23 protein-coding genes are annotated in these 25303 nt (G+C 69.2%); 15 read left to right on the top strand and 8 right to left on the bottom strand.

The annotated features are described in order from the left end of the window. Window positions 1-103 precede the first annotated feature (103 nt). Both EV670_RS09045 and EV670_RS09040 read right to left on the bottom strand, forming a co-directional pair. Window positions 104-604 carry a PEP-CTERM sorting domain-containing protein gene (locus EV670_RS09045; RefSeq protein ID WP_130431506.1) on the bottom strand — a complete coding sequence of 167 codons (501 nt, stop codon included), beginning with the start codon at window positions 602-604 and terminating at the stop codon, window positions 104-106. 99 nt (window positions 605-703) lie between these two features. Beyond that, complete coding sequence (locus EV670_RS09040) at window positions 704-2218, bottom strand: YifB family Mg chelatase-like AAA ATPase (protein WP_130431505.1); 1515 nt, start codon at window positions 2216-2218, stop codon at window positions 704-706. A gap of 232 nt (window positions 2219-2450) precedes the next feature. Here EV670_RS09040 and EV670_RS09035 point away from each other — a divergent pair, with 232 nt between their 5' ends. The 10 genes from EV670_RS09035 (at window position 2451) to EV670_RS08990 (ending at window position 15997) form a co-directional block, all read left to right on the top strand. Next, a complete protein-coding gene (locus tag EV670_RS09035; RefSeq protein WP_165393279.1) occupies window positions 2451-3233 on the top strand; it encodes a TorF family putative porin in 783 nt (260 codons plus the stop codon). Window positions 3234-3307: 74 nt separating this feature from the next. Next, entirely contained in the window at window positions 3308-3646 is a 339-nt protein-coding gene (locus EV670_RS09030) for a P-II family nitrogen regulator (protein WP_130431503.1), read from the top strand. A gap of 27 nt (window positions 3647-3673) precedes the next feature. Further along, on the top strand, window positions 3674-5197 hold the full coding sequence (amt, locus tag EV670_RS09025; protein ID WP_130431709.1) for an ammonium transporter: 1524 nt from the start codon (window positions 3674-3676) through the stop codon (window positions 5195-5197). Between the two features lie 159 nt (window positions 5198-5356). Then, window positions 5357-6652, top strand: a complete 1296-nt coding sequence (gene gshA / locus EV670_RS09020) for a glutamate--cysteine ligase (protein ID WP_130431502.1) — start codon at window positions 5357-5359, stop codon at window positions 6650-6652. 164 nt (window positions 6653-6816) lie between these two features. Continuing rightward, entirely contained in the window at window positions 6817-8742 is a 1926-nt protein-coding gene (locus EV670_RS09015) for a potassium transporter Kup (RefSeq protein ID WP_130431501.1), read from the top strand. A gap of 6 nt (window positions 8743-8748) precedes the next feature. Beyond that, window positions 8749-9924 (top strand): benzoate/H(+) symporter BenE family transporter, encoded by a 1176-nt coding sequence (locus tag EV670_RS09010; RefSeq protein WP_130431500.1) that lies wholly within the window; start codon window positions 8749-8751, stop codon window positions 9922-9924. Window positions 9925-9944: 20 nt separating this feature from the next. Further along, a complete protein-coding gene (gshB, locus tag EV670_RS09005; RefSeq protein ID WP_130431499.1) occupies window positions 9945-10895 on the top strand; it encodes a glutathione synthase in 951 nt (316 codons plus the stop codon). A gap of 28 nt (window positions 10896-10923) precedes the next feature. Beyond that, window positions 10924-12810 carry an ATP-binding cassette domain-containing protein gene (locus EV670_RS09000; RefSeq protein ID WP_130431498.1) on the top strand — a complete coding sequence of 629 codons (1887 nt, stop codon included), beginning with the start codon at window positions 10924-10926 and terminating at the stop codon, window positions 12808-12810. A gap of 109 nt (window positions 12811-12919) precedes the next feature. After that, window positions 12920-14743 carry an OPT/YSL family transporter gene (locus EV670_RS08995; protein ID WP_130431497.1) on the top strand — a complete coding sequence of 608 codons (1824 nt, stop codon included), beginning with the start codon at window positions 12920-12922 and terminating at the stop codon, window positions 14741-14743. Between the two features lie 156 nt (window positions 14744-14899). Continuing rightward, on the top strand, window positions 14900-15997 hold the full coding sequence (locus EV670_RS08990) for an alkene reductase (RefSeq protein WP_130431496.1): 1098 nt from the start codon (window positions 14900-14902) through the stop codon (window positions 15995-15997). Between the two features lie 19 nt (window positions 15998-16016). Here the strand turns inward: EV670_RS08990 and EV670_RS08985 are convergent, their stop codons facing one another. Beyond that, a complete protein-coding gene (locus EV670_RS08985; protein WP_207225035.1) occupies window positions 16017-17126 on the bottom strand; it encodes an ATP-binding protein in 1110 nt (369 codons plus the stop codon). Window positions 17127-17308: 182 nt separating this feature from the next. Here EV670_RS08985 and EV670_RS08980 point away from each other — a divergent pair, with 182 nt between their 5' ends. Continuing rightward, window positions 17309-18559, top strand: a complete 1251-nt coding sequence (locus EV670_RS08980) for a threonine/serine exporter family protein (protein WP_165393278.1) — start codon at window positions 17309-17311, stop codon at window positions 18557-18559. 130 nt (window positions 18560-18689) lie between these two features. Further along, entirely contained in the window at window positions 18690-19115 is a 426-nt protein-coding gene (locus EV670_RS08975) for a DUF1330 domain-containing protein (protein ID WP_130431493.1), read from the top strand. Between the two features lie 201 nt (window positions 19116-19316). Here the strand turns inward: EV670_RS08975 and EV670_RS08970 are convergent, their stop codons facing one another. From EV670_RS08970 to EV670_RS08960, 3 genes are all read right to left on the bottom strand, one after another. Beyond that, a complete protein-coding gene (locus tag EV670_RS08970; RefSeq protein ID WP_165393277.1) occupies window positions 19317-19679 on the bottom strand; it encodes a hypothetical protein in 363 nt (120 codons plus the stop codon). A gap of 397 nt (window positions 19680-20076) precedes the next feature. Continuing rightward, window positions 20077-20379, bottom strand: a complete 303-nt coding sequence (locus tag EV670_RS18995) for a hypothetical protein (protein ID WP_207225034.1) — start codon at window positions 20377-20379, stop codon at window positions 20077-20079. 381 nt (window positions 20380-20760) lie between these two features. Further along, entirely contained in the window at window positions 20761-21171 is a 411-nt protein-coding gene (locus EV670_RS08960) for an OsmC family protein (protein ID WP_130431491.1), read from the bottom strand. Between the two features lie 123 nt (window positions 21172-21294). Here EV670_RS08960 and EV670_RS08955 point away from each other — a divergent pair, with 123 nt between their 5' ends. The 3 genes from EV670_RS08955 (at window position 21295) to EV670_RS08945 (ending at window position 23192) form a co-directional block, all read left to right on the top strand. Then, window positions 21295-21675 (top strand): phosphopantetheine adenylyltransferase, encoded by a 381-nt coding sequence (locus tag EV670_RS08955; RefSeq protein ID WP_130431490.1) that lies wholly within the window; start codon window positions 21295-21297, stop codon window positions 21673-21675. Window positions 21676-21734: 59 nt separating this feature from the next. Next, a complete protein-coding gene (locus EV670_RS08950) occupies window positions 21735-22811 on the top strand; it encodes a 5'-methylthioadenosine/S-adenosylhomocysteine nucleosidase (RefSeq protein WP_130431489.1) in 1077 nt (358 codons plus the stop codon). A 72-nt stretch (window positions 22812-22883) separates the two neighbouring features. Continuing rightward, window positions 22884-23192 (top strand): cupin domain-containing protein, encoded by a 309-nt coding sequence (locus tag EV670_RS08945; RefSeq protein ID WP_130431488.1) that lies wholly within the window; start codon window positions 22884-22886, stop codon window positions 23190-23192. Window positions 23193-23207: 15 nt separating this feature from the next. Here the strand turns inward: EV670_RS08945 and EV670_RS08940 are convergent, their stop codons facing one another. Further along, the gene (locus EV670_RS08940) at window positions 23208-24056 is read right to left on the bottom strand and encodes a PA4780 family RIO1-like protein kinase (RefSeq protein WP_130431487.1); all 849 of its coding nucleotides are present in this window, start codon (window positions 24054-24056) and stop codon (window positions 23208-23210) included. A gap of 312 nt (window positions 24057-24368) precedes the next feature. After that, window positions 24369-25295 (bottom strand): hypothetical protein, encoded by a 927-nt coding sequence (locus EV670_RS18745; protein WP_207225050.1) that lies wholly within the window; start codon window positions 25293-25295, stop codon window positions 24369-24371. Window positions 25296-25303 lie beyond the last annotated feature (8 nt).

Here is a 25303-nt window from a genome sequence, read left to right as displayed (position 1 = left end):
CGTCGGCGTGACAAATCACACACCGCATCGACGACTGGGCCAAGCATGCGACGCAGGCGACCGCCGTCGCGGTTGCCTGCAGGAAGACGACAGCCTGAGGCGGCTAGTCGATCCGTTGTCGCAGCGCGCGTCCCCTTCTGGCGGCCGCGGCCCACAGCAGGGCCAAGCCGGCTGCCAGCATCGCCAGCACCGAGGGCTCGGGTACGGCGGCAATCTTGATGCGCACTTCCTCGCCGGCGCTCGTCGGGAACTCGAACCAGGGTACGAAGTCGAGGCTGGTCGTGGCGTCCAGGTGTGCTGGCGTGATGTACGCGCCCCCGGCGCGGTAGATGTCGAGGCCATAAGGCAAACAAGCGCAGACCTCGTTGTCGGCCAGCGCCTTCATGACGAAGTAGCCCCCGGTGTAGGCGAGCGAGAACAAGTCATCGTCCACGTTCGCGTACACACTCGACGCTCCGTCGAGCGGCAGCAGGAAGCTCGTGGACGTCGGCAAGAAGGACAGGCCAAGTTCCTCCCGCACGAACAGCGTATCGACGGCCCGGGCGCTCAGCGCCGTCAACATCAGCAGGGCGACGACGCAAAGTCGATGGATCAGGCTGGGCATGATCTGCTCCTGTGGACTGGCCGCCAAACAATAGTGCCGCGACCTCGCCTGTCCAATCCCCTGGCGGGCGGCACCCCTATGTCCGCCCGGGCCTGGTCTTCAGTTCGTCGCCAGGCCACGTCGCAACTGCACCGCCTCGGCCAGATCGGACACCGAGATCGCGTCGCGGCCCGCCAGGTCGGCAATCGTGCGCGCCACGCGCAGCACGCGGTGATAGGCGCGCGCCGACCAACCTAGCCGCGTCGCCGCGGTCTGCAGGAACTGGCTGCCGGTGGCGTCGAGCGCAGCATGCCGATCGAGCGCGACGCCGGTCAGCGCGGCGTTGAGCCCGGCCTGGCGCGCACGCTGGCGTTGCTGCGCGCGCTGCACCCGAAGCGCCACCGCTGCGCTCGTCTCGCCGTCGGGCGCAGCCGCCAGCAGTCGCGGCGGCAACGCCGGCACCTCGACCTGCAGGTCGAGTCGATCGAGCAGCGGCCCCGACAGCCGTCCCTGGTAGCGCGCCATCACGTCGGGACTGCAACGGCAGTGGTGCAGAGGCGAACCCGCATGTCCGCACGGGCAGGGGTTCATCGCCGCGACCAGCTGGAAGCGCGCCGGGAACTCGAGCGTGCGCGCAGCGCGCGAGATCGTGATGCGACCGGTCTCGAGCGGCTCGCGCAGCGCCTCGAGCGCGGCGCGCGGCAACTCAACCAGCTCGTCGAGGAACAGTACGCCGTGGTGGGCCAGCGAGATCTCGCCCGGCCGTGGCGGCGAGCCGCCGCCGACCAGCGCCACCGCCGAGGCGCTGTGGTGCGGTGAGCGCACCACGCGCCGGCGCCAGCGTCGCGCATCGAAAGGTCCGGCCAGGCTCAGCACCGCGGCCGACTCCAGCGCCTCGTCCTCGTCGAGCGGCGGCAGCAGTCCGGCCAGGCGCTGCGCCAGCATCGACTTGCCGGTGCCGGGCGGGCCGACGAGCAGCAGGCTGTGACCCCCGGCGGCGGCGATCTCGAGCGCCCGCTTGGCGCCCTGCTGGCCGCGCACCTCGCGCAGGTCGGGCAGTTCGGCCCCGGCTTCGGTCGCGGGCGCCGACGCCAGCGGCAGCGGGCGTGCCGAGTCGCCTGGCAGGAAGGCCGCCACGACCTCGAGCAGGTGGCTCGCCGCAAGCGGCCGCAGCCCGCTCACCAGCGCCGCCTCGCCCGCGCTGGCCGCCGGCAGCACCGGTTGCCGCGCCGGGCCGTTGCGACGCAAGGCCAGCGCCATCGCCAGTGCACCGCGTACCGGCCGCAGTTCGCCGGCCAGCGACAGCTCGCCGGCGAACTCGAAGCCTTCGAGCGCGGCGGCGTCGATCTGGCCGCTGGCGGCGAGGATGCCGAGCGCGATCGGCAGGTCGAACCGGCCGCCCTCCTTGGGCAGGTCGGCCGGCGCCAGATTGACGGTGATGCGCTTGTTGCTCGGGAACTCGAAGCCGCTGGTGGCCAGCGCGGAGCGGACCCGCTCGCGCGCCTCCTTGACCTCGGTTTCGGCGAGGCCGACCAGCGTGAAGCTGGGCAAGCCGTTGGCCAGATGCACCTCGACGCTGACCTCCGGTGCATGGAGGCCGTCGAGCGCACGGCTGTGGACGATCGCAAGCGACATGCGGCGATCTTCTGCAGCCCGCCCGGCCGCAGCCATCCCACCGGCGGGTGGGGCCGCACCGTTGGCGTGCGTCGACGAGCCTTGCGGTCGTGAAGACGCACCCGCACGGGGCATCTCGTTCGCATTGCGCCCCGTCACGCGGCATCAGGCCCCGAAACAGCGCATTGGCATGGATCGTGCAGAAGCCGGGGCGACACCCTGTCCACGCCTAAAGAACTACCCGGGAGAAGCCTTGATCAAGAGAACACACGTCGCGCTGGCCGCCGCACTGGCCCTGAGTTCGCTGTCGGCGCTCGCGCAGACTGCCGCCGCGCCGACGCCCGACTGGAGCGTCACCGGCAATGCCGGCCTCTACAGCGACTACCGCTTCCGCGGCTTCACCCAGACCGGTTACGGGCCGGCCTTCCAGGGCGGCTTCGACGTCGCGCACAGCTCGGGCTTCTATCTCGGCAACTGGAACTCCAACGTCGAGCAGGCGCTGTTCAACGGCGCCAGCCTCGAGATGGACTTCTACGGCGGCTACAAGATGGCCCTCGGCGACTTCGGCCTCGACCTCGGCTACATCTACTACTTCTATCCGAAGTCCGGCGCGCTCGACAGCACCAAGATCAGCAATGGCGAGCTCTACGTCGGAGGCTCCTACGGCCCGATCTCGGCCAAGTGGTACATCGCGACCACGCACTTCTTTGCGATCGGCAAGCCGCCGAGCTATGCCGATGTCGACACCAAGGGTTCCTGGTACCTCGACCTCAGCGGCAGCTTCCCGCTCGCCGACGGCTGGGCTATCAGCGCCCACTACGGCTACCAGTCGATCAAGGACGGCACGCAGGTAGGCCTGATCGACGACAGCGTCTCGGACTACAAGCTCGGCGTCACCAAGGACCTGAGCGGGTGGCTCCTCGGCCTCGCGGTGGTCGGCACCAGCGAGAAAGACCTCTTCACCACCGCCGAGTCGGGATTCACCAAGGGCGGCGGCAAGACCGGCGTCGTGGCCTCGCTCGGCAAGACGTTCTGACGGGCTCGCATGGCCCACGGTCGCACGCGCTGCACGCGGCATGAACTGACCAGTTTTATCCAAGGAGAGATGACATGAAGATGGTGACCGCCGTCGTCAAGCCCTTCAAGCTTGATGAAGTGCGTGAGGCCCTGAGCGCGATCGGCGTCCAGGGCGTCACGGTGACCGAGGTCAAGGGCTTCGGCCGCCAGAAGGGCCACACGGAGCTCTACCGTGGCGCCGAGTACGTGGTCGACTTCCTGCCCAAGGTCAAGATCGAAGCGGCGGTCGACGACGCGATCGTCGATCGCGTGATCGAAGCCATCGAGGCCTCGGCCCGCACCGGCAAGATCGGCGACGGCAAGATCTTCGTCAGCGACCTCGAGCAGGTGATCCGCATCCGCACCGGCGAGACCGGCAAGGACGCCCTCTGATCAGCCACCCATAAAGAGACAACCATGATGAAAAAACTCATTGCCTCCCTGGCGCTGGGTGCCTTCGCGTTGATCGGCCTGGCCGGCGGCGCGATCGCGCAGGACGCCGCCTCGGCCCCGGCGGCAGTCGCCGCGGTCGCGGAAGCCGCCTCGGCCGTCGCCGCGCCGGTGGCCGAAGCAGCCTCGGCAGCCGAAGCCGCGCCGGCCGCCGCGCCGGTGCCCAACAAGGGCGACACCGCCTGGATGATCGTCGCCACCCTGCTCGTCATCATGATGAGCGTGCCCGGCCTGGCGCTGTTCTACGGCGGCCTGGTGCGCAGCAAGAACATGCTGTCGGTGCTGATGCAGGTGTTCGTCACCTTCTCGCTGATCGTCGTGCTGTGGTTCGTCTACGGCTACAGCCTGGCCTTCACCGAGGGCAACGCATTCATCGGCGGCTTCGACCGGCTGCTGATGGCCGGCATCTGGGACAACGCGGCCGGCACCTTCGCCAACGCGGCGACCTTCAGCAAGGGCGTCTACATCCCCGAGATCATGTTCGCCTGCTTCCAGGCGACCTTCGCGGCTATCACCTGCTGCCTGATCCTCGGCGCCTTCGCCGAGCGCATCAAGTTCAGCGCGGTGCTGCTGTTCATGACCCTGTGGTTCACCTTCAGCTACGCGCCGATCGCCCACATGGTCTGGTTCTGGATGGGCCCGGATGCCTACGCCTCCAAGGAAGTGGCTGATGCGATGACCGCCAAGGCCGGCTTCATCTGGCAGACCGGCGCACTCGACTTCGCCGGCGGCACGGTGGTGCACATCAACGCCGCGGTCGCCGGCCTGGTCGGCGCCTACATGATCGGCAAGCGCATCGGCTACGGCAAGGAAGCCTTCACGCCGCACTCGCTGACGCTGACGATGGTCGGTGCCTCGCTGCTGTGGGTCGGCTGGTTCGGCTTCAACGCCGGCTCGGCACTCGAAGCCAACGGCTTCGCGGCACTGGCCTTCATCAACACCCTGCTCGCGACCTCCGCCGCGGTCCTGGCCTGGTGCATCGGCGAGGCGCTGATCAAGGGCAAGGCCTCGATGCTCGGCGCCGCCTCCGGTGCGGTGGCCGGCCTGGTCGCCATCACCCCGGCCTGCGGCAACGTCGGCATCGGCGGTGCGCTGGTGATCGGCCTGGTCGCCGGCTTTGCCTGCCTGTGGGGTGTGACCGGCCTGAAGAAGATGCTGCGGGTCGACGACTCGCTCGACGTGTTCGGCATCCACGGCGTCGGCGGCATCGTCGGTGCGCTGCTGACCGGTGTCTTCAACTCGCCCGCACTCGGTGGCCCCGGCTACGTGGCCGACTGGGTCACGGCGACGATGGTCACCGCGGCCGACTACTCGATCGCCGCGCAGGTCTGGGTCCAGTTCAAGGCAGTGGTGGTGACGATCGTCTGGTCGGCGGTGGTCGCGGTGGTCGCCTTCAAGATCACCGACCTCGTGATCGGCCTGCGCGTCAACGAGGAAGCCGAGCGCGAAGGCCTCGACATCACCTCGCACGGCGAGACCGCGTATCACAACTGATCGCGCGCAACGCCCGGGTGAGCGCCAGCTCACCCGGCAACACATGAGCCGCCCCAGGGCGGCTCTTTTCATTGGGGCGGGCTTGGGAAGTGCCAGCGAGCCCCGATCTGGTCACACTACCTAGAATCGATCGATCCCCCGCCACCGCCCGAGTTCGCCATGGTCCCGCACCTCATCACCGCACTGAACGGCCCGATCAACGAGCTCGAGCAACGCATCCTCGAGTCGATGCCAGCCATCGAGCGCTGGTTCCGGCTCGAATGGATGGAGCACACGCCACCGTTCTACAGCTCGGTCGACGTGCGCAACGCCGGTTTCAAGCTGGCGCCGGTCGACACCAACCTCTACCCGGGCGGCTTCAACAACCTCACGCCCGAGATGCTGCCGCTGGCGGTGCAGGCGGCGATGGCAGCGATCGAGAAGATCTGTCCCGAGGCCAAGAACCTGCTGCTGATCCCCGAGAACCACACCCGCAACACCTTCTACCTGACCAACGTCCAGCGCCTGATCCAGATCTTCGGCGCGGCCGGGCTCAACGTGCGCCTGGGCTCGCTCGACCCGGCGGTAACCGAGCCCACCACGCTCAACCTGCCCGACGGCAGCACGCTGACCGTCGAGCCGCTGGTACGCGGCAAGCGCCGGCTCGGGCTCAAGGATTTCGATCCCTGCACGATCCTGCTCAACAACGACCTCAGCGCCGGCATCCCGAAGGTGCTCGAAGGCCTGCACGAGCAGTACCTGCTGCCGCCGCTGCACGCCGGCTGGGCGGTGCGTCGCAAGAGCCAGCATTTCGAGTCCTACGAGGAAGTGGCCAAGAAGTTCGCCAAGCTGCTCGGCATGGACCCGTGGCTGATCAACCCGATGTTCGCCAGCTGCGGCAAGGTCAACTTCGCCGACGGCTCGGGCATCGAGTGCGTGCAGACGCACGCCGACGCGCTGCTCGGCAAGATCCGCCGCAAGTACAAGGAATACGGCATCAACGAGAAGCCCTTCGTGATCGTCAAGGCCGACGCCGGCACCTACGGCATGGGCATCATGACGGTGCGCGACGCCAAGGATCTCGACGAGCTCAACCGCCGCACCCGCAACAAGATGAGCACCATCAAGGACGGCCAGGAGCTGTCCGAGGTGATCATCCAGGAGGGCGTGCCGACCTACGAGCGCGTCAACGACGCGGTCGCCGAGCCGGTGGTCTACATGATCGACCGATACGTGGTCGGCGGCTTCTACCGCGTGCACGCCGAGCGCGGCATCGACGAGAACCTCAACTCGCCCGGCGCCAGCTTCGTGCCGCTGGCCTTTGCCGAAAGCAACCACCTGCCGCGCCCGGGCGACAAGCCCGGCGCCAGCGCACCGAACCGCTTCTACATGTACGGCGTGATCGGCCGGCTGGCGATGCTGGCGGCCAGCTACGAGCTCGAGGCGACCGACCCCGAGGCCGAGGTGTACGAGTGAGTTGATGAACGATGACGCCTGGCGCTGAGCGCCATGACATGGCGCCACAGGCGCCGATTCATTGTTCATGCAACGTTGCGCAGCAACGAGCGTCATCGTTCATCGCGCAGCCAGTTGGTGCACTGCAACATGCGGGGATGGCGCCGGCGGGCCGGCGGAGCACAATGGCGCCCTTTGCCAGCGTCCGCCAGCGCGCCCCTCCCGTGTCAGCCCCCTCCACCACCCCGCCGACCGGCGCCAAGCTGGCCGCACTGACCCTTGGCGCGATCGGCGTCGTCTACGGCGACATCGGCACCAGCCCGCTCTACGCACTGAAGGAGGTCTTCGCCCACGGCCATGTGGCGATGACGCCGGACAGCATCCTCGGCATCCTGTCGCTGGTGTTCTGGACGCTGACGGTGATCGTCTCGCTCAAGTACGTGGTGCTGATCCTGCGCGCCGACAACAACGGCGAAGGCGGGCTGATCGCGATGCTGGCGCTGGCCTCGACCGCGGTGCGCCACAAGCCCGAGCTGCGCCGCTGGCTGCTGACGCTGGGCATCTTCGGCACCGCGATCTTCTTCGGTGACGGCGTCATCACGCCGGCGATCTCGGTGCTGTCGGCGGTCGAGGGCCTCGAAGTCGCCGCCCCCGGCCTGCACCGCTTCGTGGTGCCGGTCACGCTGCTGGTGCTGACGGTGCTGTTCGCCGCGCAGCGCTTCGGCACCGGCCTGGTCGGCAAGTTCTTCGGCCCGATCTGCGCGATCTGGTTTCTCGCGCTGGCCGCACTCGGCATTCCCCACATCGCGACCAACCCGGCGGTGCTGGCGGCGTTGAGCCCGCACTACGCACTGAGCTTCATCTGGAGCAACCCAGGCACCGCCTTCGTTTCGCTCGCCGCGATCGTGCTGTGCGTTACCGGCGCCGAGGCGCTCTATGCCGACATGGGTCACTTCGGCAAGCGCCCGATCCGCCTGGCCTGGTTCGCACTGGCGATGCCGGCGCTGGTGATCAACTACTTCGGCCAGGGCGCGATGCTGCTGGTCAAGCCGGAGAACGTGCGCAACCCCTTCTTCGAGATGGCGCCGGGCTGGGCCCTGATCCCGCTGATCGTGCTGGCCACCGCGGCCACGGTAATCGCCTCGCAGGCCCTGATCTCGGCCGCGTTCTCGGTCACCAAGCAGGCGATCCAGCTCGGCTACTTCCCGCGCCTGCGCGTGACCCACACCTCGGTGCGCGACACCGGCCAGATCTACGTGCCCTTCGTCAACTGGGGCCTCTATGTCTGCATCGTGCTGGCGGTGGTGAGCTTCGGATCGAGCAGCAAGCTGGCCTCGGCCTACGGCATCGCGGTCACGACCGACATGCTGATCACGACGACGATGACCTTCTTCGTGATCCGCTACAGCTGGAAGTACCCGTGGGCGCTGTGCATCGCCGCGACCGGCTTCTTCTTCGTCGTCGACGCGCTGTTCTTTGCCGCCAACGCCGCCAAGATCCTCGAGGGCGGCTGGTTCCCGCTGCTGATCGGCGCGGTGATGTTCACGCTGATGATGACCTGGAAGCAGGGCCGCAAGCAGATGAGCACGCGCCTGCGCGAAGACGCGATCGACCTCGACAGCTTCCTCGGCGCGGTCTTCATCAGCCCGCCGGCGCGGGTGGAGGGCACCGCCGTGTTCCTGTCGGCCGAGAAGGGCAGCACGCCTAACGCGCTGCTGCACAACCTCAAGCACAACAAGGTGCTGCACGCGCAGAACCTGTTCGTCACCGTGCGCCATCACGAGGTGCCGTGGATCCCCTTCGACCGCCGGGTCGAGGTCGAGTCGCTCGGCCACTGCTGCTGGCAGGTCACGCTGCACTTCGGCTTCAAGAACGAGCCCGACGTGCCCGAGGCGCTCAAGCTGCTCGAGAGCCGCGGCGTGCACCTCGACGACATGGAGACCAGCTACTTCCTCAGCCGCGACATCGTCATCCCGACCATCGGCGAGGGCATGCCGATGTGGCGCGAGAAGCTGTTCGCCAGCATGCACCGCAACGCCGCGGCGGCGGCCGACTTCCTGAACCTGCCGACCAACCGCATCGTCGAGCTGGGCTCCAAAGTCGAGATCTGAAGCCCGATGACGCGACTCTGGCGCGACCTCTCGCTGAGCGCCGTCGTCGCCGGCTTCGTCGCGGTGCTGGTGGGCTACACCAGTTCGGTGGCGCTGATCTTCGAGGCCACCCGCACGCTCGGCGCGACGCCGGCGCAGACCGCCTCCTGGCTCTGGGCGCTCGGCCTCGGCATGGGCATCACCAGCCTCGGGCTCTCGCTGGCCTATCGCAAGCCGGTGCTGACTGCATGGTCGACGCCGGGCGCGGCGCTGATCGCCGGCAGCCAGGGCATCTCGATGCCGGAGGCGATCGGCGCCTTCCTGGTTTGCGGCGCGCTGATCACGCTGGCCGGCACGACCCGGCTCTTCGAGCGCCTGATGGACCGCATCCCGGCCGCGCTCGCGGCGGCGCTGCTGGCCGGCGTGCTGGCCCGCTTCGGGCTCGACGCGGTCGGCGCGGTGCGCGGCGCACCGACCCTGGTGCTGGTGATGGCGCTGGCCTACCTCGTCGGCCGCCGCGCCTGGCCACGCTACGCGGTGCCCGGCGTGCTCGCGGCCGGCATCGCGGTGGCGGCGCTGCAGGGCCGCATCGACACCGGCGCCCTGCGGCTGGCCTGGACCGCGCCGGTCTGGACCACGCCGGTCTTCAGCGCGCAGGCGCTGATCGGCCTGGCGTTGCCGCTGTTCCTGGTGACGATGGCCTCGCAGAACCTGCCCGGCGTCGCCGTGCAGCGCGCGGCCGGCTATGACATCCCGGTCTCGCCGCCGATCACCGCCACGGGCATCGCCACGCTGCTGCTGGCGCCCTTCGGCGGCTACAGCTTCAACCTGGCCGCGATCACCGCCGCCATCTGCACCGGTCGCGAGGCGCATGAAGACCCGGCCCGGCGCTACGTGGCCTCGGGCGTGGCCGGCCTCCTCTACCTGCTGCTCGGGCTGGCCGGCGCCGCGGTGGCCGGGCTCATCGCCGCCTTCCCGCGCGAGCTGGTGATCGCGGTCGCCGGGCTCGCGCTGCTCGGCACCATCGCCGGCGGCCTCGCGAGCGCGCTGCGCGACGAGCACAGCCGCGACGCCGCGATCATCACCTTCCTCGTCACGCTCTCGGGCCTGAGCGTCGCCGGCATCGGCGCGGCCTTCTGGGGCCTGGTCGCCGGCGGGGTTGCGCTGCTTGTGCAACAGTGGCGGCGTCCGCATCGCGCCTGACATTTGCCTGAGAGATCGCCATGGCCCAGCTGCTGTTCGTCGCCGACCCGCTCGATTCGTTCAAGCCCTACAAGGACTCGACCTTCGCGATGATGCGCGAGGCGCAGCGGCGTGGTCACACGCTGCTGGCCTGCGAGCCGCGCGAGCTGCGCTGGCAGCGCGGCGGCCGCATCAGCGCCAGCGCGCGCCAGATCCGCCTCAGCGGCACGCTCGACGACTGGTACGTGGTCGAGGCCGAGCTGCCCGCACTGGCGCTGGCCGACACCGACGCGGTGCTGATGCGCAAGGACCCGCCCTTCGACAGCGAGTTCTTCTATGCGACCCACCTGCTCGAGCAGGCCGAGCGCGAGGGCGCGCGTGTCTTCAACAAGCCGCGCGCGCTGCGCGACCACTCCGAGAAGCTCGCGATCCTCGAGTTCCCGCAATTCATCGCACCGACCCTGGTCACGCGCAGCGCCGCCGACGTGCGCGCCTTCCATGCCGAGCAGCGCGACATCATCTTGAAGCCGCTCGACGGCATGGGCGGCATGGGCATCTTCCGCGTGCGCGACGATGGCCTGAACCTCGGCTCGATCATCGAGACGCTCAACAAGAACGGCGCGCAGACCATCATGGTGCAGCGCTTCCTGCCGCAGATCAGCGCCGGCGACAAGCGCATCCTCGTCATCGGCGGCGAGCCGGTGCCCTTCTCGCTGGCCCGCATTCCGCAGGACGGCGAGGTGCGCGGCAACCTTGCGGCCGGCGGCAAGGGCGTGGCGCAGCCGCTCACCGAGCGCGACCGCGAGATCGCCGGCACGCTCGGCCCGGTGCTGGCCGCGCGCGGCCTGATGCTGGTCGGGCTCGACGTGATCGGCGACAGCCTCACCGAGATCAACGTCACCAGCCCGACCTGCTTCCAGGAGATCACCCAGCAGGCCGGCTTCGACGTCGCAGCGCGCTTCATCGACGTGCTGGAGGCGTCGCTGCGGTGAACCTGCGTCGAGCGGGGACAATCGCGGCATGGCTCTCCTCACGCTCTCCAACGCCCAGCTCGCCTTCGGCCATGTGCCGCTGCTCGACCACACCGATTTCTCCCTGGAGACCAATGAACGCATCGGCCTGATCGGCCGCAACGGCACCGGCAAGAGTTCGCTGCTGAAGATCATCGCCGGCATCGACAAGCTCGACGACGGCCGCCTGCAACTGCAGCAGGGCCTGCGCCTGGCGCTCGTCGCGCAGGAACCGGTGCTCGACGCCGACGCCACCGTCTTCGACGCGGTCAGCGCCGGCCTCGACGAGGTGAAGACCCTGCGCGCGCGCTACGAGCTGCACGACGAACACGACGACCTCGACGCGATCCAGACCCGCATCGAGGCGCTCGACGGCTGGACCTGGGAGCAGCGCGTCGACGAGACCCTGCACCGCCTCGACCTCGACCCCGAGCTGAAGGTCGGTCCGCTCTCGGGCGGCATGAAGAAGCGCGTCGCGCTGGCCCAGGCGCTGGTCGCCAACCCCGACGTGCTGCTGCTCGACGAGCCGACCAACCATCTCGACCTCGACGCGATCCGCTGGCTCGAGGAACTGCTCAAGAGCTTCGGCGGCAGCGTGCTGCTGATCACCCACGACCGTGCCTTCCTCGACGCGGTCAGCACCCGCATCATCGAACTCGATCGCGGCATCCTGCGCAGCTACCCGGGCAGCTTCAGCACCTACGAGGCCACCAAGGCGCGCGAGCTGATGGACGAGCAGCTGGCCAACGCACGAGCCGACAAGCTGCTGGCCCAGGAAGAGGTCTGGGTGCGCCAGGGCGTCGAGGCCCGCCGCACGCGCAGCGTCGCGCGCATCAAGCGTCTGGAAGCACTGCGTGCGGCGCGCGTGGCTCGCCGCGACGTGATCGGCCGGGTCGCGCTCGAGGTCGATGCCGGCAGCCGCAGCGGCAAGATCGTGGCCGAGCTCGACACCGTCTCCAAGCGCTTCGGCGACAAGGTCGTCGTGCGCGACTTCAGCGCCACCATCCTGCGCGGCGACAAGGTCGGCCTGATCGGCCCCAACGGCGCCGGCAAGACCACGCTGCTCAAGCTGATCCTCGGCACGCTGGCGCCCGACAGCGGCACCGTGCGCACCGGCACCACGCTGCAGGTCGCCTACTTCGACCAGATGCGCGAGGTGCTCGACCTCGAGGCCACTCTGGCCGACACCATCAGCCCCGGCAGCGAGTGGGTCGAGATCGCCGGCGCGCGCAAGCATGTGATGAGCTACCTGAGCGACTTCCTGTTCGCACCGCAGCGCGCCAACTCGCCGGTCAAGAGCCTGTCCGGCGGCGAGCGCAACCGCCTGCTGCTGGCGCGGCTGTTCGCGCGGCCGGCCAACGTGCTGGTGCTCGACGAACCGACCAACGACCTCGACATCGACACGCTCGAACTGCTCGAGGAACTGCTCGCCAACTACCCCGGCACCGTGTTCCTGGTCAGCCACGACCGGCGCTTCCTCGACAACGTCGTGACCAGCACCATCGTCAGCGAGGGTGAAGGCCGCTGGCGCGAGTTCGAGGGCGGTGTCGAGGACTGGCTGATCCAGTCCAAGCGCATGGCGGCCATCGCCGCTGCCGCCGAGCGCGGCAATGCCGCGGCGCCGGCCAAGGCACCGCCGACGCCGGTCGCCGCGCCGGCGCCTGCAGCGAAGCCGCGCGCCAAGCTCAGCTACAAGGAGCAGCGCGAGCTCGACGAGATGCCCTCGCGCATCGAGGCGCTCGAGGCCGAGCAGCGCGAGCTGGCCGAGCTGCTCGCCAGCAGCGCGCTCTACACCGAGGCGCCCGAGCGCGTCGGCCCCACGCAAGCCCGGCTCGAGACCATCGAGGCCGAGCTGATGGCGCTGCTGGAGCGCTGGGAGTTGCTGTCGGCAAGATGACGGCGAGCGCCTGACGAGCGAGATCGTTCACGCGGCGGCCGCCGGAGGCGGCGCCGCCTCGGGTCTGCCGCCTACTGCCGGCGGGAGCCTTCGGGTACCTTCGCCGCCCATGAACTCCACCACCCTCACCGCCACCGCCGGCACCGCGCCACAAGCGCAACGCTGGGCCTGGCTGCCGCCGATCGGCAGCTGGCAGTACTACACGCTGCTGGCCCTGCTCGGTATCTTCATCCTCGGCCCGCTGGGAGGCGTCACCGCCTCCTACATGAACTTCTCGATCGGCTTCTTCGTCGGCGGCCAGGTGCTGGCCGGCATCCTCGGCTCGACCGTCACGCTGGGCTACGGCCCCGAGGGCAAGCACGGCGCCAACTACATGCAGACCGCGGCCGCCTCGGTGGCCGGCATGAGCGCGATGGGCGTGCTGATCCAGGCCATGATCTGGATGGGCCTGCCGCAGCCGCCGCTGTGGGAGCTGATGCTGTTCTTCGGCGCGATCGGCATGTTCGGCGCCGGCGTCGGCATGCTCTACACGCCGATCCTGGTCGACCGGCTGCAGCTCACCTTCCCCTCTGGCCTGGCGGTCGCCAACATCCTGCGCGCACTGACCGACCCGGTGCTGCTCAGGCGCTCGATCGTCAAGCTCGGCACCGGCATGGGCCTAGGCATCGCCGGCGGTCTCGGCGCCGCCAAGCTGGCCTTCATCGGCGTCATCGAGCTGTCGACCTCCACGCTCGGCGCCGGCATGCTGGTCGGCGCCCGCATCGGCATCCCGGCCATCGTCGCCGGCCTGCTCGGCAGCGCGCTGATCCCGTATTTCGTCTCGATCGACTGGCTGGCCGAGGGCCAGCCCTTCCGCAAGATCACCTTCCTGATCGGCCTCGGCCTGATCCTCGGCGCGGCGATCATCGACCTGGCCCAGATCGGCATCGAGGCGGTGCGCCGCATCCGCTCGCCCGAGGTCGCGGCCGAGCCGCAGGAGGCCTGGAAGAAGACCTCGATGGGCCGGCTCATCGCCTGGGTGCTGTTCTTCGGCGCCGCGGTGGTCTGGATCGGCGCCGACATCCTGCAGCAGCCGGTGTTCTTCATGGCCTTCGCGGTGGCGCTGGTCTTCGTGTTCGCGATGGTCAACGGCATCTCGCTCGGCATCTCGGACAGCAACCCGATCAGCTCGGCCTTCGTCGTCAGCGTCGTGCTGATGGCCGCACTCGGCCTCAAGGACCCTGGCGTGGGCCTGATGGCCGGCGCGATCCTGCTGATCGCCTGCAGCGTCGGCGGCGACATGCAGCAGGACCGCAGCACCGGCTGGCGCCTGGGCACGCCGCGCACGATCCAGTTCCGTTTCCAGGTGATGGGCATCATCGTCGGCGCGATCCTCAGCGTCGGCTTCGCCCATCTGTTCATGACCGCCTACCCGGTGCTCAAGCTCGACCAGACCGTGATGAGCGCGGCCGAGCAGCCGGCGCAGTGGTCGAGCGCGATGACCTACAAGTTCGTCGGCGCGCTGCGCAGCCTCACCGACGACCAGCCGCACCAGCGCACCGCGATCTGGGTCGGCATCGCGCTCGGCTTCGTGTTCCAGGCGGCGCGCAAGTGGCTGTTCTCGCGCACCGGCTACCAGCGCTGGAAGGCACGCGGCAGGGCCCAGGCCAACACCGACTTCGTGCTCGACGCGGTGCTGCTGCCCTCGCCCTACGCCTTCTCCTTCGGCTGCTTCCTGAGCCTGGCGACCTCGGCCTGGTTCGCGATCGGCGGCGTGATCTCGAGCGCGGTGGCCACGCTCAACGAGCGGCGCCAGAAGAACGCCAAGCCCGACGACGAGTTGCCGAGCGACATGAGCTCGACCTCGCTGATCGGCGGCGGCCTGATCGCCGGCGACGCGCTGGCGGCACTCGGCCTGGGCATCGTCGGACTGATGGCGACGGTGCTGGGCTGAGCCTCCGCGCTGGCTTGTGAAGGGCGGCCTCGGCCGCCTTCTTCCATTGCCAAACCGCAAGCGCAAGCACAAAGCGAATCAACGTGCAGGAGCGGGCGAATCGAACGCTGCCTAGGATGCGTTCAATCCTTCAGCGCTGCCCACCGGACACAACCCATGCCCACCCTCTTCGACCCTGTCCGCCTCGGCGACATCGAGCTAGCCAACCGCGCCGTGATGGCGCCGCTCACGCGCAACCGCGCCGGTGTCGGGCTCAGGGCCACCGCGCTGACCGCCGAGTACTACGCACAGCGCGCCCATCCCAGGAACGGCGCCGGCCTGATCATCACCGAGGCCAGCCCGATCGACGCGATGGCGCATGGCTACCTCGACACCCCCGGCATCCACACGCCCGAGCAGGTCGAGGCCTGGAAGCGCGTCACGCAAACGGTGCACGCCGTGGGCGGCAAGATCGTGATCCAGCTCTGGCACGTGGGCCGCATCTCGCACACCTCGCTGCTCGACGGCCGCGCGCCGCTGGCGCCGAGCGCGGTGCGCGCCAACACCAAGACCTTCACCGCGGCCGGCTTCGAGCCGGTCAGCGAGCCGCGCGCGCTGCTGCTCGAGGAGATCGCGCAGATCGTCGAGCAATACCGCGTCGCCGCCGGCCGCGCGATCGAGGCCGGCTTCGACGGCGTCGAGGTGCATGGCGCCAACGGCTACCTGGTCGACCAGTTCCTGCGCAGCGGCACCAACCTGCGCACCGACGCCTACGGCGGACCGATCGAGAACCGCGTGCGCTTCCTGCGCGAGGTGATGCAGGCCGTGACCGGCGAGATCGGCGGCGCCCGCACCGGGCTGCGCCTGTCGCCCGGCGCGCCGGTCAACGACGCCCAGGAGCCCAATGCGCAGCCGCTGTTCAACCTGGCCGCCGAGCAACTGGCGCCGCTGCAGCTGGCCTACCTGCACGTGATCGAGGGCATGACCGGCGGCGACCGCAGCCTGCCCTTCGACTACGCCGCGCTGCGCACGCGCGCCAAGGCGCCGTGGATGGTCAACAACGGCTACGACCGCCAGATGGCGCTCGACGCGGTGAGCAGCGGAGCGGCCGACGTGGTCGCCTTCGGCAAGGCTTTCATCGCCAACCCCGACTTCACGCGCCGCCTGCGCGAGAACGCGCCGCTCAACCCGCTCGATCCGAAGACGCTCTACGGCGGCGGCGCCAAGGGCTACACCGACTACCCGAGCCTGGACGCCGTGGCGGCGACGGCCTGATCGTCGACCTCCGCCGGCGTCACGCCGGTGGAGCTACCAGCGCCGAAAGCGGCACAGCCTCCACGCGCGGCGCCAGCACATAGCGCCGGTCACCCGGGTAGACCACGTAGAGCGCGTCCAGCGCCAGATCCTGCGACGCGATGCGCATCGACGGCGTGAGTGCAGGAGCGTCGCTGCGCTTGAACTCGACGCCGACGCGTCGGCCGTCCTTGAACATCAGCAGGTCGAGTTCGGCGCCGGCGTGGGTGGCCCAGAAGTAGGCCTCGTCGGGGCGCGCGATGCGCAGCACCTGATCGAGCGCGAAGCCCTCCCACGAGGCGCCGGACTTCGGGTGCCGCGCCAAGGCCGCCGGATCTGCGATGCCCAGCAGTTCGTGCAGCAGGCCCGAGTCGCGCAGGTAGATCTTCGGCGCCTTGACCTGCCGCTTGCCGAGGTTGGCAAACCACGGCTGCAACTGGCGCACCAGAAAGGCCTGCGTGAGCCAGTCGAGGTAGCGCCGGACCGTGCCCTCGTTGACGCCCAGCGAGCGCGCCGGGTCGGCGGCATTCCAAGTCTGACCGTGGTAGTGCGCCAGCATGGCCCAGAAGCGGTAGAGCGCGGGCGCCGCGACGTTCAGGCCTAGTTGCGGCAGGTCGCGTTCGACTACCGTGCGGATGAACTCGCGCCGCCAGATGCGGCTGGCCTCGTCGTCCGCCGCGGTGAACGAGCGCGGGAACCCGCCGCGCCACCACAGCGCGGCGGCGCTGTCGACGCCGGCCTCGTCGAGCGTGAAGCCGCCGGCCTCGATCACTTCGAGCCGCCCGGCGAGCGACTCGCTCGACTGCCGCAGCAGTGCCGGCGACGCACTGCCCAACAGCAGGAATCGGGCCGGGTTGCTGTCGCGATCGATCAGTACGCGCAGCACCTTGAACAGATCCGGCGCGTGCTGCACTTCGTCGATCACGACCAGACCACTCAGATCCTTCAGCGCCACCATCGGCGTGCGCAACTGGGCTTCGACCTGCGGGTCCTCCAGATCGAACCAGTTGGGCGAGCCGGCGCCCAACAGCTTGCGCGCCAGCGTGGTCTTGCCAACCTGGCGCGGCCCCACCAGCGCCACCGCAGGGCTCCGTGCAAGGGCGGCAAGCACCGCCGCTTCTAGCGCTTTACGTTCGAGCATGGGCAATGCTACCTTGAAATTCGTGAATATCACTGAGGATTTTCAAGGTACAAGCTCAGCGACCAGATCCACTCCGACAGCAGCACGACGAGCCAGCCCTTGCCCACGATAATCTGATGCACGCCGCGATGCCTTCGCGGCGTGCGTCTTTCATGGGCCTCGTCTCCGACAACACACCGCCCGATCGCCTGGTCGACTTCCTGCAGGCACTGGCGCAGGCGCTGCACGTCAGCGGCGCGCCGGCGCAGGACCTCGAGCGCGACCTGGCGCTGGTTGGCGCGCGCATGGGCTTGCGGGTGCAGTGCTTCGCGCTGCCGACGATGCTGAGCCTCACCGCCGAGGCCGAAGGGATGCCGCAGGCGGTGCGCCTGATCCGGCTGCCGCCCTACGACTACAACATGGTGCGGCTGATCAAGCTCGAGGCCATGCTGCGCGAACTGCGCGGCCCGGCCGAGCTGGCGCAGGGCGAGGCGAAGTTGCAGCAGATCATGGCCGCGCCACCGATCTGGCGCGGCTGGCGCTTCGTGGCCTGCGGCTTCTTGCTGTCGGCCTCGGTGGCGCTGTTGCTGCGCGGCAGCTGGGCCGAGATGCTCAGCGGCGGCATCGTCGGCGCGCTGTTCGTCGCGGCCTACCAGCGCCTGGGCGGCAAGCCCTCGCTCGGGCCGGTGCTGCCGGTGCTGCTGTGCGGCCTGGCCGCGCTGTGCACCTACGCGCTTTGCGTGCTGCTGCCGCAGCAATCGCCCTTCGTCACGGTGCTGGCCGGCATCGTGCTGATGCTGCCCGGCTTCACGATGACCATCGCGATGAGCGAACTCGCCACCCAGAACCTGATTGCCGGCACCGGCCGCCTGGCCGGCGCCTTCATGCTGATGCTGATGATGGGCGCCGGCGTGGCCATGGGCAGCGTGCTCGCCGCCGAGTTCATGCCGGTCGCGCCCACCGGCACCGGCGCGCCGCTGCCGGACTGGGCCATGTGGCCCAACATCGCGGTGCTCGGCCTCGGGCTGCTGGCGGTGCTGCAGGCGCCGCTGAGATCGGTGCACGTGGTGATCGTCGCCTGCCTGCTGGCCTGGGGCATCAGCCACTACGTGGGCAACGAACTCGGCCCGGTGGCCGGTGCCTTTGCCGGCGCCTTCGGCGTGGCGATGGCGGGCCATGTGTACCAGCGCTTCAGCGGCAAGCCCGGCATCCTGGTGCAGGTGCCCGGCCTGATCACGCTGGTGCCCGGCAGCGTGGGCTTTAGAGGCCTGCACGCGCTGATGGAACAGGACACCGTGACCGGCCTCGGCATCCTGGCCGCGACGGTGGTGACCGGGGCGGCGCTGGTGGTGGGGACGTTGCTGGCGAACGGAATTGGGCCGGCGGTGGTGGGAAGGCGGCGAGGAGAAGCAGGGGTTCCGTAGAGCCGGAACCGGCCACCTGCAGTCGTTGCCGGCCGGCCGCTTACAGGCAGGCCACAAAATCGCTGAGATCCTGCTCGCATCCACAATGTGGCCCGCGCGTGCACCGCGTCGCATCAGTCAGGGCCGCCCCATGACCTTTCCTCCCGCCAACTTCGATCCGTCCATCGACCCTACGGCCGATCAGGTGCGCGAATTGCGCGATGCCGGCCCCGACGGCCCGGTGGTGATGCTCAATCTTCTGAAGTTCCGCGAGCATGCGAACTACCCTGCAGGGTCGCCCCATGCGCCCTGCTCGGGCGCAGACGCCTACCGCAGGTACCAGACGGCATTCGTCGAAACGGTGGGTGACGTGAGCCACGCCGAGGTTGTATGGGAGGGGCAGGTCGACAAGACCTTCATCGGCGACGCCACCCAGGACTGGGACAAGTGCCTGCTGGTCCGCTACCCGAGCCGCCAGCACTTCCTTTCCATGATGGCCAACGCAGCGTATCGCGAGGCGCTCGTCCATCGTTATGCGGGTCTCGAGCGCACCATCCTCTTGCAGATGCGGGGCTGACGACTCGCAGGGAGCGTGGCAGAACTCTGCGGCAACGTCGCCGGTGTCATGAATGTCGCCGATGCATCGACCTGCGCCGGCCAACTCCGCGATCCCCGGCGCCGGGGAGCCCACTCACGAGATGAGCAGCCAGCCACCTGCCGGTCGTGGTGGGCAGTGCTCGGCCACAAGCCGTCTCTGGCCACAGGCCGGTTCCGTTCGTCAGCCTTGCGTCTGCGGTCTGATTTCAACGGTCACGACGGCCTCGTTTCGCCCTGTTGGCGCATACACGGTCCTCACCGTGCCGTGTGCGATGACGGTCGACCTTTCGTCGGCCAGCGGCAACAACGCCGCCGCCGTCCCCTCGGGAACATGCCCGATCATCTTCCAGGCCCTCATGAGCGGCAGGCGCGGCCTGCACTCCAGCCAGACGTCGATGTGCGAACTGCTCGCGTCGCGCCTGCGCAGTTCGACACGGGAGCCTTCTCGGCACTCGGCGCGCACGATCGCCGCTCGGTCCGGGATCGTCGTGCCGCCGAGCAGGGTGAAGATGGATGCGTCGACAGCTGGCGCGGCCGGCTCCATCGACGACTCCCTGCGAGCAGCCGCATTCTCAGTGGTCATTGGCGGGGTTCCGATCGCAGCCACCGTTTCCACCGTTCGATCGCGGCGCAAAGAGCGCGCTGGTCCGCTGTATGCGGCGAAGCACATCGCGAGCAGCAAGGTAGGCCTGGGTCTGCTTCTCGCTCAATGAAGGCAGCCCGCTGCGGCCTCGGCTCCTGCGGCGTGCCAGCGCCACGTGCCCTGCCGGCACCGTGCGAGTTCGTGAGGACATGATCGGCTCCTTTCTCCGCGGCTCACGGGTCTGCACATGCCCCGATGCGGCGGAAATTAGGCCCGGCAGCCCCGAGTTTCAAGTCGGGTCAAACTCAGGGAAAATCCCAGGGTCGTACATTCCTGCGTAGGCTCCGACTTCGCGGCTTCAGGCCGCCTCTGGCTGCAGACGGAACACCTCGGCCAGCGAAGCGTTCTGCTGCGTCATCTGGTCGAGTTGGATGATGGCGGCGTTGACTTGGCCGATGCCGTCGAACTGCTCCGCGCTGGCGGCGGTGATCTCGCTCATCGTGATGCCAGCATCGGCCACCAGTTCGGAGCTTGTGCCGCCCTTGTCGACCGAGGCATCGGTCGATGCTGCGCATCGCGTCCTGATCGCAGACCTCGCCCACCAGTCGGCCGCCGGGCTATTACGTGGCACCTCCAGGCGGCGACCTTCCTGGCCGGCCATCAACCGGTACGGCGTGATCTGCTCGGGGCGGCGGCGCTCGCAGTGGTGCGGGGCGCCATCCGGCGCCCGCTGGGGCTACCGGCCAGTGGCTTGCGCGAAGGTCTCCGGAAAATGGTGGTTCCGCACGGTCTCAGGCCGTGCGTCGAGACGTCAATCGGCTGCCTTTGTGTGGGTTGGACCGGCAGCTCTGGGGCGGCAAGATCAGGACAGTGGATCTCTCTTCAGGGTCGATCTGAGACTTTCGTCCAAACGATCAACGGCAAACGCTTCACTACGGCACGCTGCTTGGCAACCGGGTGGTGATCGTGCTCGACGTCGTCAGCGTCATGAACTCGGCGCAGGTGGCGGTTCGCCAGGCTGCCAAGTTGATTGCATCGCGGCCTACTCCGCTGGCGGCGTCAGCTCGGTGACGACCTCGGTCTTCACCTGCGTCATCAGCTTGTGGACCGGGCACTTGGCGGCCACGTTCAGCAGCTCCTGGCGCTGCGCCTCGCTCAGCGCACCGCCGAGCTCGAGCATCACGCGCAACCGGTAGGTGCCGCTGCGCTCCTCGCTGTCGTCGCGTTCGACCGTCACGCGGATGTCCTCGACCGGGATCTGCTTGCGTCGCGCGTACCAGAGCGTGGTCAAGGCCTTGCAGGCGCCGAGCGCGCTGTCGTACAGCTCGTGCGGCGTCACGCCCAGGTCCTCGCCGCCGTTGCCGGCCGGCTCGTCGACGGCGAGCGCGTGCTGTCGCACATGCACGCTGTGCTTCATCTTCTGCGACCGGTCGCGTACAACTTCGATCGTCATGGCAGGCTCCGGTGAGGCGGTGGTGCATTGTCGCCAGGGCCGCGACTTGCCGAGGCGGCGCTCACCGGCGTCTGCGGCGGCACCGTCGCCAATAATGCCAAGCCAGCGATCCGGAAGGTCCCGATGAGATACCTCGTCACTGCAATGCTCATCGCGGTAGCCGTGATTCACCTCCTGCCGCTTTCGGGTGTGCTTGGCGCCGAACGTCTGGCCGCGCTTTACGGGCTGCGCTTCGACGATCCGAACCTGGCCATCCTGATGCGACATCGAGCGGTGCTGTTCGGCCTGCTCGGTGCGTTCTTCCTGTTGGCTGCCTTTGTGCCATCGCTTCAGCCGTTGGCGCTGATCGGTGGATTCCTGAGCGTCGCGTCGTTCCTGTGGCTGGCCTGGTCGTCCGGCGGCTACAACGCAGCGCTGGGGCGGGTGGTCACGGCTGACGTGGTCGCGCTCGTGTGTCTGGCAGTCGGAGCTGCGGCATACGTTCTGGGAAGAAGCGATGGCTAGCAGTTCCCCGGCCGGCCACGTCGGTTGAGCTGAGACCTCCGTCCACACGAGGCGACCGAATGCGCGCACTGCACAAGCCCCTCGCCGCCACGGCCCTTCTCCTCGCGCTTGCCTCGCAGTCCGCGAACGCGTCCCCCCGCTGCCTCACCGACTGCACGCCCCGCATCGGCATCGTCTCGGCCTTCGGCGCCGAGGCCGACATCCTGGTCGAGCAGACGCGCAACCCGCGCACGCACACGATCAACGGCAAGCGTTTCACCACCGGCACGCTGCGCGGCAACCGGGTGGTGATCGTGCTCAGCGGCGTCAGCATGGTCAACGCGACGATGGTGACGCAGCAGTTGCTCGACCACTTCCGCATCGAGCGCCTGGTGATGAGCGGCATCGCCGGCGGCGTGAACCCGGCCAACCATGTGGGCGACGTGACGGTGCCGGACCGCTGGGCGATGCCGATGGAGGTGTTCTGGAACGCGAACTCCACGCTGCCCGCGCCCTGCGGATCGCCGCGCGACCTGGGCTGCCTCGGCCTGAAACTCGCCACCGGCGCCGATGGGCAGCCGCTGCCGCCCTTCGTGCTGCGCGCGCCCAGCGGCGAGCCGGTCGAGACCGGCCTCTTCATGCGCCAGAACTACGTGCTCAACAACGCCAACGCGCCGGCCGGCGGCTTCATGTTCGACTACCCGGTCGATGCGCGGATGCTGGCGGTGGCGCGCACGCTGGCACCCAGGCTCGAGCGTTGCGGCCCCAGGGCGCGGCGTGCCGACGGCACGCTCGACGAGGCGCTGTGCGTGAAGCAGCAGCCACGGCTGCTGGTCGGCGGGCGCGGGGTCTCGGCCACGGTGTTCCTGGCCAACCCGCAGTACCGCGCCTACCTGCACGAGGTGCTGCAGGCCCAGAGCTTCGAGATGGAAACCGCCGCACTGGCCCATGTGGCGCATGCCAACGGCGTGCCCTACATCGCCTTTCGCTCGCTGAGCGACCTGGCCGGCGGCGAAGGCTTCGATGCCGACGTGGGCGCGCTGTTCGCCAGCGGCCTGGCCGAAGCCAACGAGGCGGAGGTGACGCTGGCCTTCCTGGAGGCCTGGGGCGCGGCGCAGCGGCGGCCGTCGCCGGCCCGCGGGCTGGCGCGGAAGTAGCGGCAACGGCAGCATGGCCTGCGCTTCTGCGCTAGCCTTGCCGCTGTCACGCTCCCACTCACGGAGGCCGCCATGACTACCGCCCAACCAGGCAGCTTCGAGGACTTCGCCGCCGCCGCTCGCGCCGAGGGCTACGACGAGGTGCTGGTGCGCGACTGGAAGCCGCTCACCGAGTTGCCGACCCACACCCACCCCTTCGCCGTCAAGGCGCTGGTGGTGGCCGGCGAGATGTGGCTCACGGAGGGCGAGCACACGCGGCATCTGCGGCCGGGCGACCGCTTCGAGATCGAGCGCGAAGCGCCGCATGCCGAGCGCTACGGCAGCGAAGGCACCACCTTCTGGGCGGCCCGCCGCCACGCGACGGATCCAACGCGCGCCTGAGGGCGCGAGCCAGCCTCAGCTCGGCTGCGCCAAGCGCATCAGCCGCGCCGCTTCTTCGGCGCGCGCATCGTCGATCACGCGCAGCACGTCGCCCACGTCGACCGTGCCCCGCTTGGCTTCGAAGCGGCCGCTGAGCGCCACCTCGGGTTGCAGCAGGCCGCGCTCATAGAGGTCCCAGATCTCGGGGCCGTACTCGGTGAGCAGCAACTCGGGCGCAAAGCGGCCGAAGAAGCCGCGCAGGTTGGCCACGTCGCGCAGCAACATGCGCTGGGCGTGGTTGTTGCCGGCGGCGTCGACCGCCTGCGGCAGGTCGATGATCACCGGGCCGTCGGCCGCGAGCAGGATGTTGAACTCCGACAGGTCGCCGTGCACGACGCCGGCGCACAGCATGCGCACCACCTCGACCAGCAGCGTGGCGTGGTGGACGCGGGCTTCTTCGGGCGTGAACTGCACGTCGTTGAGGCGCGGCGCGGCGTCGCCATGGGCGTCGGCCACCAGTTCCATCAGCAGCACGCCGTCCAGAAAGTTGTAGGGCCGGGGCACGCGCACGCCGGCGGCGGCCAGGCGGTAGAGCGCGTCGACCTCGGCGCTCTGCCAGGCCGCCTCCTGCGCCTCGCGGCCATAGCGGGTGCCCTTGGCCATCGCGCGGGCCTGGCGCGTGTTCTTGACCTTGCGGTTCTCGGTGTAGTCCACCGCCTGCCGAAAGCTGCGTTCGGTCGCGTCCTTGTAGACCTTGGCGCAGCGGGCGTCGTCGCCGCAGCGCACGACGTAGACCTTGGCCTCCTTGCCGCTCATCAGCTGGCGCACCACGCTGTCGATCAGGCCTTCTTCGATCAACGTCTGCAATCGCTTGGGTGCTTTCATTGGCTGCATTTTCGCTGCAGCCGCAGACGCCGAACTTGCGCGCGCGTCTAGTGCCTGTTAACGCTACCGGAGGGCTCGCGCCCGGGCCGCGCTGGCCGCAGGGGTAGGCGCGAGGGAGGCCGCGTGCTCGTGCACGCAACGACCGAGCAACGCCGCCCTGCGGCCTGCGCGGCCCGGGCCCGAAGGGTGATCCCAGGAAACTGCGGCCCTCGGCGTTGCAAAGCTCGCCGGGGGCCGACCCCGGCTGCGCTTTGCGCCTTGATGGCCTTTGTTTCCTGGGTCACGCGAGCCCTCCGGTAGCGTTAACAGGCCCTAGTTCGCCCCGACCCGCGCCTTCACGCCGGCGCCGACGGCCGGCGGGAAGAAGCCGGACTCGATGGTCTCCATCAGCGCCGCGCGCTGGTCGGCGGGCAGTTCCCTGAGTTCCTGCGCCAGCATCGCGGCCACCTCGTCCTGCTCGGCCGGCGAGAGCGCGTGCAGTTCCTCGCGTGCCTGGCGCAGCTGCGGGATCACCGGCCTGAGCATGCCCATGCCCATGCCGAGCGCGGGGATCGCGGCGGGCACCAGCACCATGCATTCCTTGAGTTCGGCCTGCATCGATTTGGGCAGGAAGCCCAGCTCGAACAGTTCGTCGATCGTGGCCAGCGTCTCGGGCGGAGAGAGCGGCTGGCTCATGGCCTGCTGCATGCGCGCCATCATCGCCATCTGTTCCGGATCGAGCGTCATGCCTGCCGGCATGCCAGCGCCGCCACCGGGCACCATCGCGGCGAGCTTGGCCGCCATCTCGGGTGGAACACCGCCCGGCAGGGACGGCAGGCCGCCCAGCACCAGCCCGGCGCCGGCCGGCATGTTGGGCAGCGCGCCGAGGCCGGCGGGCAGGCCCGGCATCCCGCCCATTCCTGGCAGACCCGGCGACGTGCCCGGCAGGCCGGGCAGGCCTGGCAGGCCCGTGGGCAGCTTGGGCAGGCCGCCGCCGAGCGCGCCCAGCACTCCGCCCATGCCGCCAGCGCCGGCGCGCACGTCGAAGGCCGCGATCGCGTTGGACAGCGCAATGCCCTTGCAGCCCATGCCGCTCAGGCTCGACAGCAGCATGTCCTTGACCATCGAGGTCGCCGCCTGCTGGGCGATCTGCTTGACCAGCACCAGCACCACCGGCGCGATCGCCACGCTCGGCGTCGGAACCAGCACGAGCGCGAGCACCAGGGCAAGGATGCCGACCCGTTGGGGCTTGGTGGCCATCGACGCGA

The sequence above is a fragment of the Rivibacter subsaxonicus genome (assembly GCF_004217215.1).
Taxonomy (GTDB): Bacteria; Pseudomonadota; Gammaproteobacteria; order Burkholderiales; family Burkholderiaceae_C; genus Rivibacter; species Rivibacter subsaxonicus.
Note: the sequence above shows the minus strand (reverse complement) of the source record. Positions and strands in the feature narration are given on the sequence as shown.

Excerpts from the sequence above, each read along its gene's own strand:
- EV670_RS09045 (WP_130431506.1), bottom strand. The coding sequence starts at position 604 with ATGCCCAGCCTGATCCATCGACTTTGCGTCGTCGCCCTGCTGATGTTG.
- EV670_RS09040 (WP_130431505.1), bottom strand. The coding sequence starts at position 2,218 with ATGTCGCTTGCGATCGTCCACAGCCGTGCGCTCGACGGCCTCCATGCA.
- EV670_RS09030 (WP_130431503.1), top strand. The coding sequence starts at position 3,308 with ATGAAGATGGTGACCGCCGTCGTCAAGCCCTTCAAGCTTGATGAAGTG.
- amt (WP_130431709.1), top strand. The coding sequence starts at position 3,674 with ATGAAAAAACTCATTGCCTCCCTGGCGCTGGGTGCCTTCGCGTTGATC.
- gshA (WP_130431502.1), top strand. The coding sequence starts at position 5,357 with ATGGTCCCGCACCTCATCACCGCACTGAACGGCCCGATCAACGAGCTC.
- EV670_RS09015 (WP_130431501.1), top strand. The coding sequence starts at position 6,817 with ATGGCGCCCTTTGCCAGCGTCCGCCAGCGCGCCCCTCCCGTGTCAGCC.
- EV670_RS09010 (WP_130431500.1), top strand. The coding sequence starts at position 8,749 with ATGACGCGACTCTGGCGCGACCTCTCGCTGAGCGCCGTCGTCGCCGGC.
- gshB (WP_130431499.1), top strand. The coding sequence starts at position 9,945 with ATGGCCCAGCTGCTGTTCGTCGCCGACCCGCTCGATTCGTTCAAGCCC.
- EV670_RS09000 (WP_130431498.1), top strand. The coding sequence starts at position 10,924 with ATGGCTCTCCTCACGCTCTCCAACGCCCAGCTCGCCTTCGGCCATGTG.
- EV670_RS08995 (WP_130431497.1), top strand. The coding sequence starts at position 12,920 with ATGAACTCCACCACCCTCACCGCCACCGCCGGCACCGCGCCACAAGCG.
- EV670_RS08990 (WP_130431496.1), top strand. The coding sequence starts at position 14,900 with ATGCCCACCCTCTTCGACCCTGTCCGCCTCGGCGACATCGAGCTAGCC.
- EV670_RS08980 (WP_165393278.1), top strand. The coding sequence starts at position 17,309 with ATGGGCCTCGTCTCCGACAACACACCGCCCGATCGCCTGGTCGACTTC.
- EV670_RS08975 (WP_130431493.1), top strand. The coding sequence starts at position 18,690 with ATGACCTTTCCTCCCGCCAACTTCGATCCGTCCATCGACCCTACGGCC.
- EV670_RS08970 (WP_165393277.1), bottom strand. The coding sequence starts at position 19,679 with ATGGAGCCGGCCGCGCCAGCTGTCGACGCATCCATCTTCACCCTGCTC.
- EV670_RS18995 (WP_207225034.1), bottom strand. The coding sequence starts at position 20,379 with ATGGCCGGCCAGGAAGGTCGCCGCCTGGAGGTGCCACGTAATAGCCCG.
- EV670_RS08960 (WP_130431491.1), bottom strand. The coding sequence starts at position 21,171 with ATGACGATCGAAGTTGTACGCGACCGGTCGCAGAAGATGAAGCACAGC.
- EV670_RS08955 (WP_130431490.1), top strand. The coding sequence starts at position 21,295 with ATGAGATACCTCGTCACTGCAATGCTCATCGCGGTAGCCGTGATTCAC.
- EV670_RS08950 (WP_130431489.1), top strand. The coding sequence starts at position 21,735 with ATGCGCGCACTGCACAAGCCCCTCGCCGCCACGGCCCTTCTCCTCGCG.
- EV670_RS08945 (WP_130431488.1), top strand. The coding sequence starts at position 22,884 with ATGACTACCGCCCAACCAGGCAGCTTCGAGGACTTCGCCGCCGCCGCT.
- EV670_RS08940 (WP_130431487.1), bottom strand. The coding sequence starts at position 24,056 with ATGAAAGCACCCAAGCGATTGCAGACGTTGATCGAAGAAGGCCTGATC.
- EV670_RS18745 (WP_207225050.1), bottom strand. The coding sequence starts at position 25,295 with ATGGCCACCAAGCCCCAACGGGTCGGCATCCTTGCCCTGGTGCTCGCG.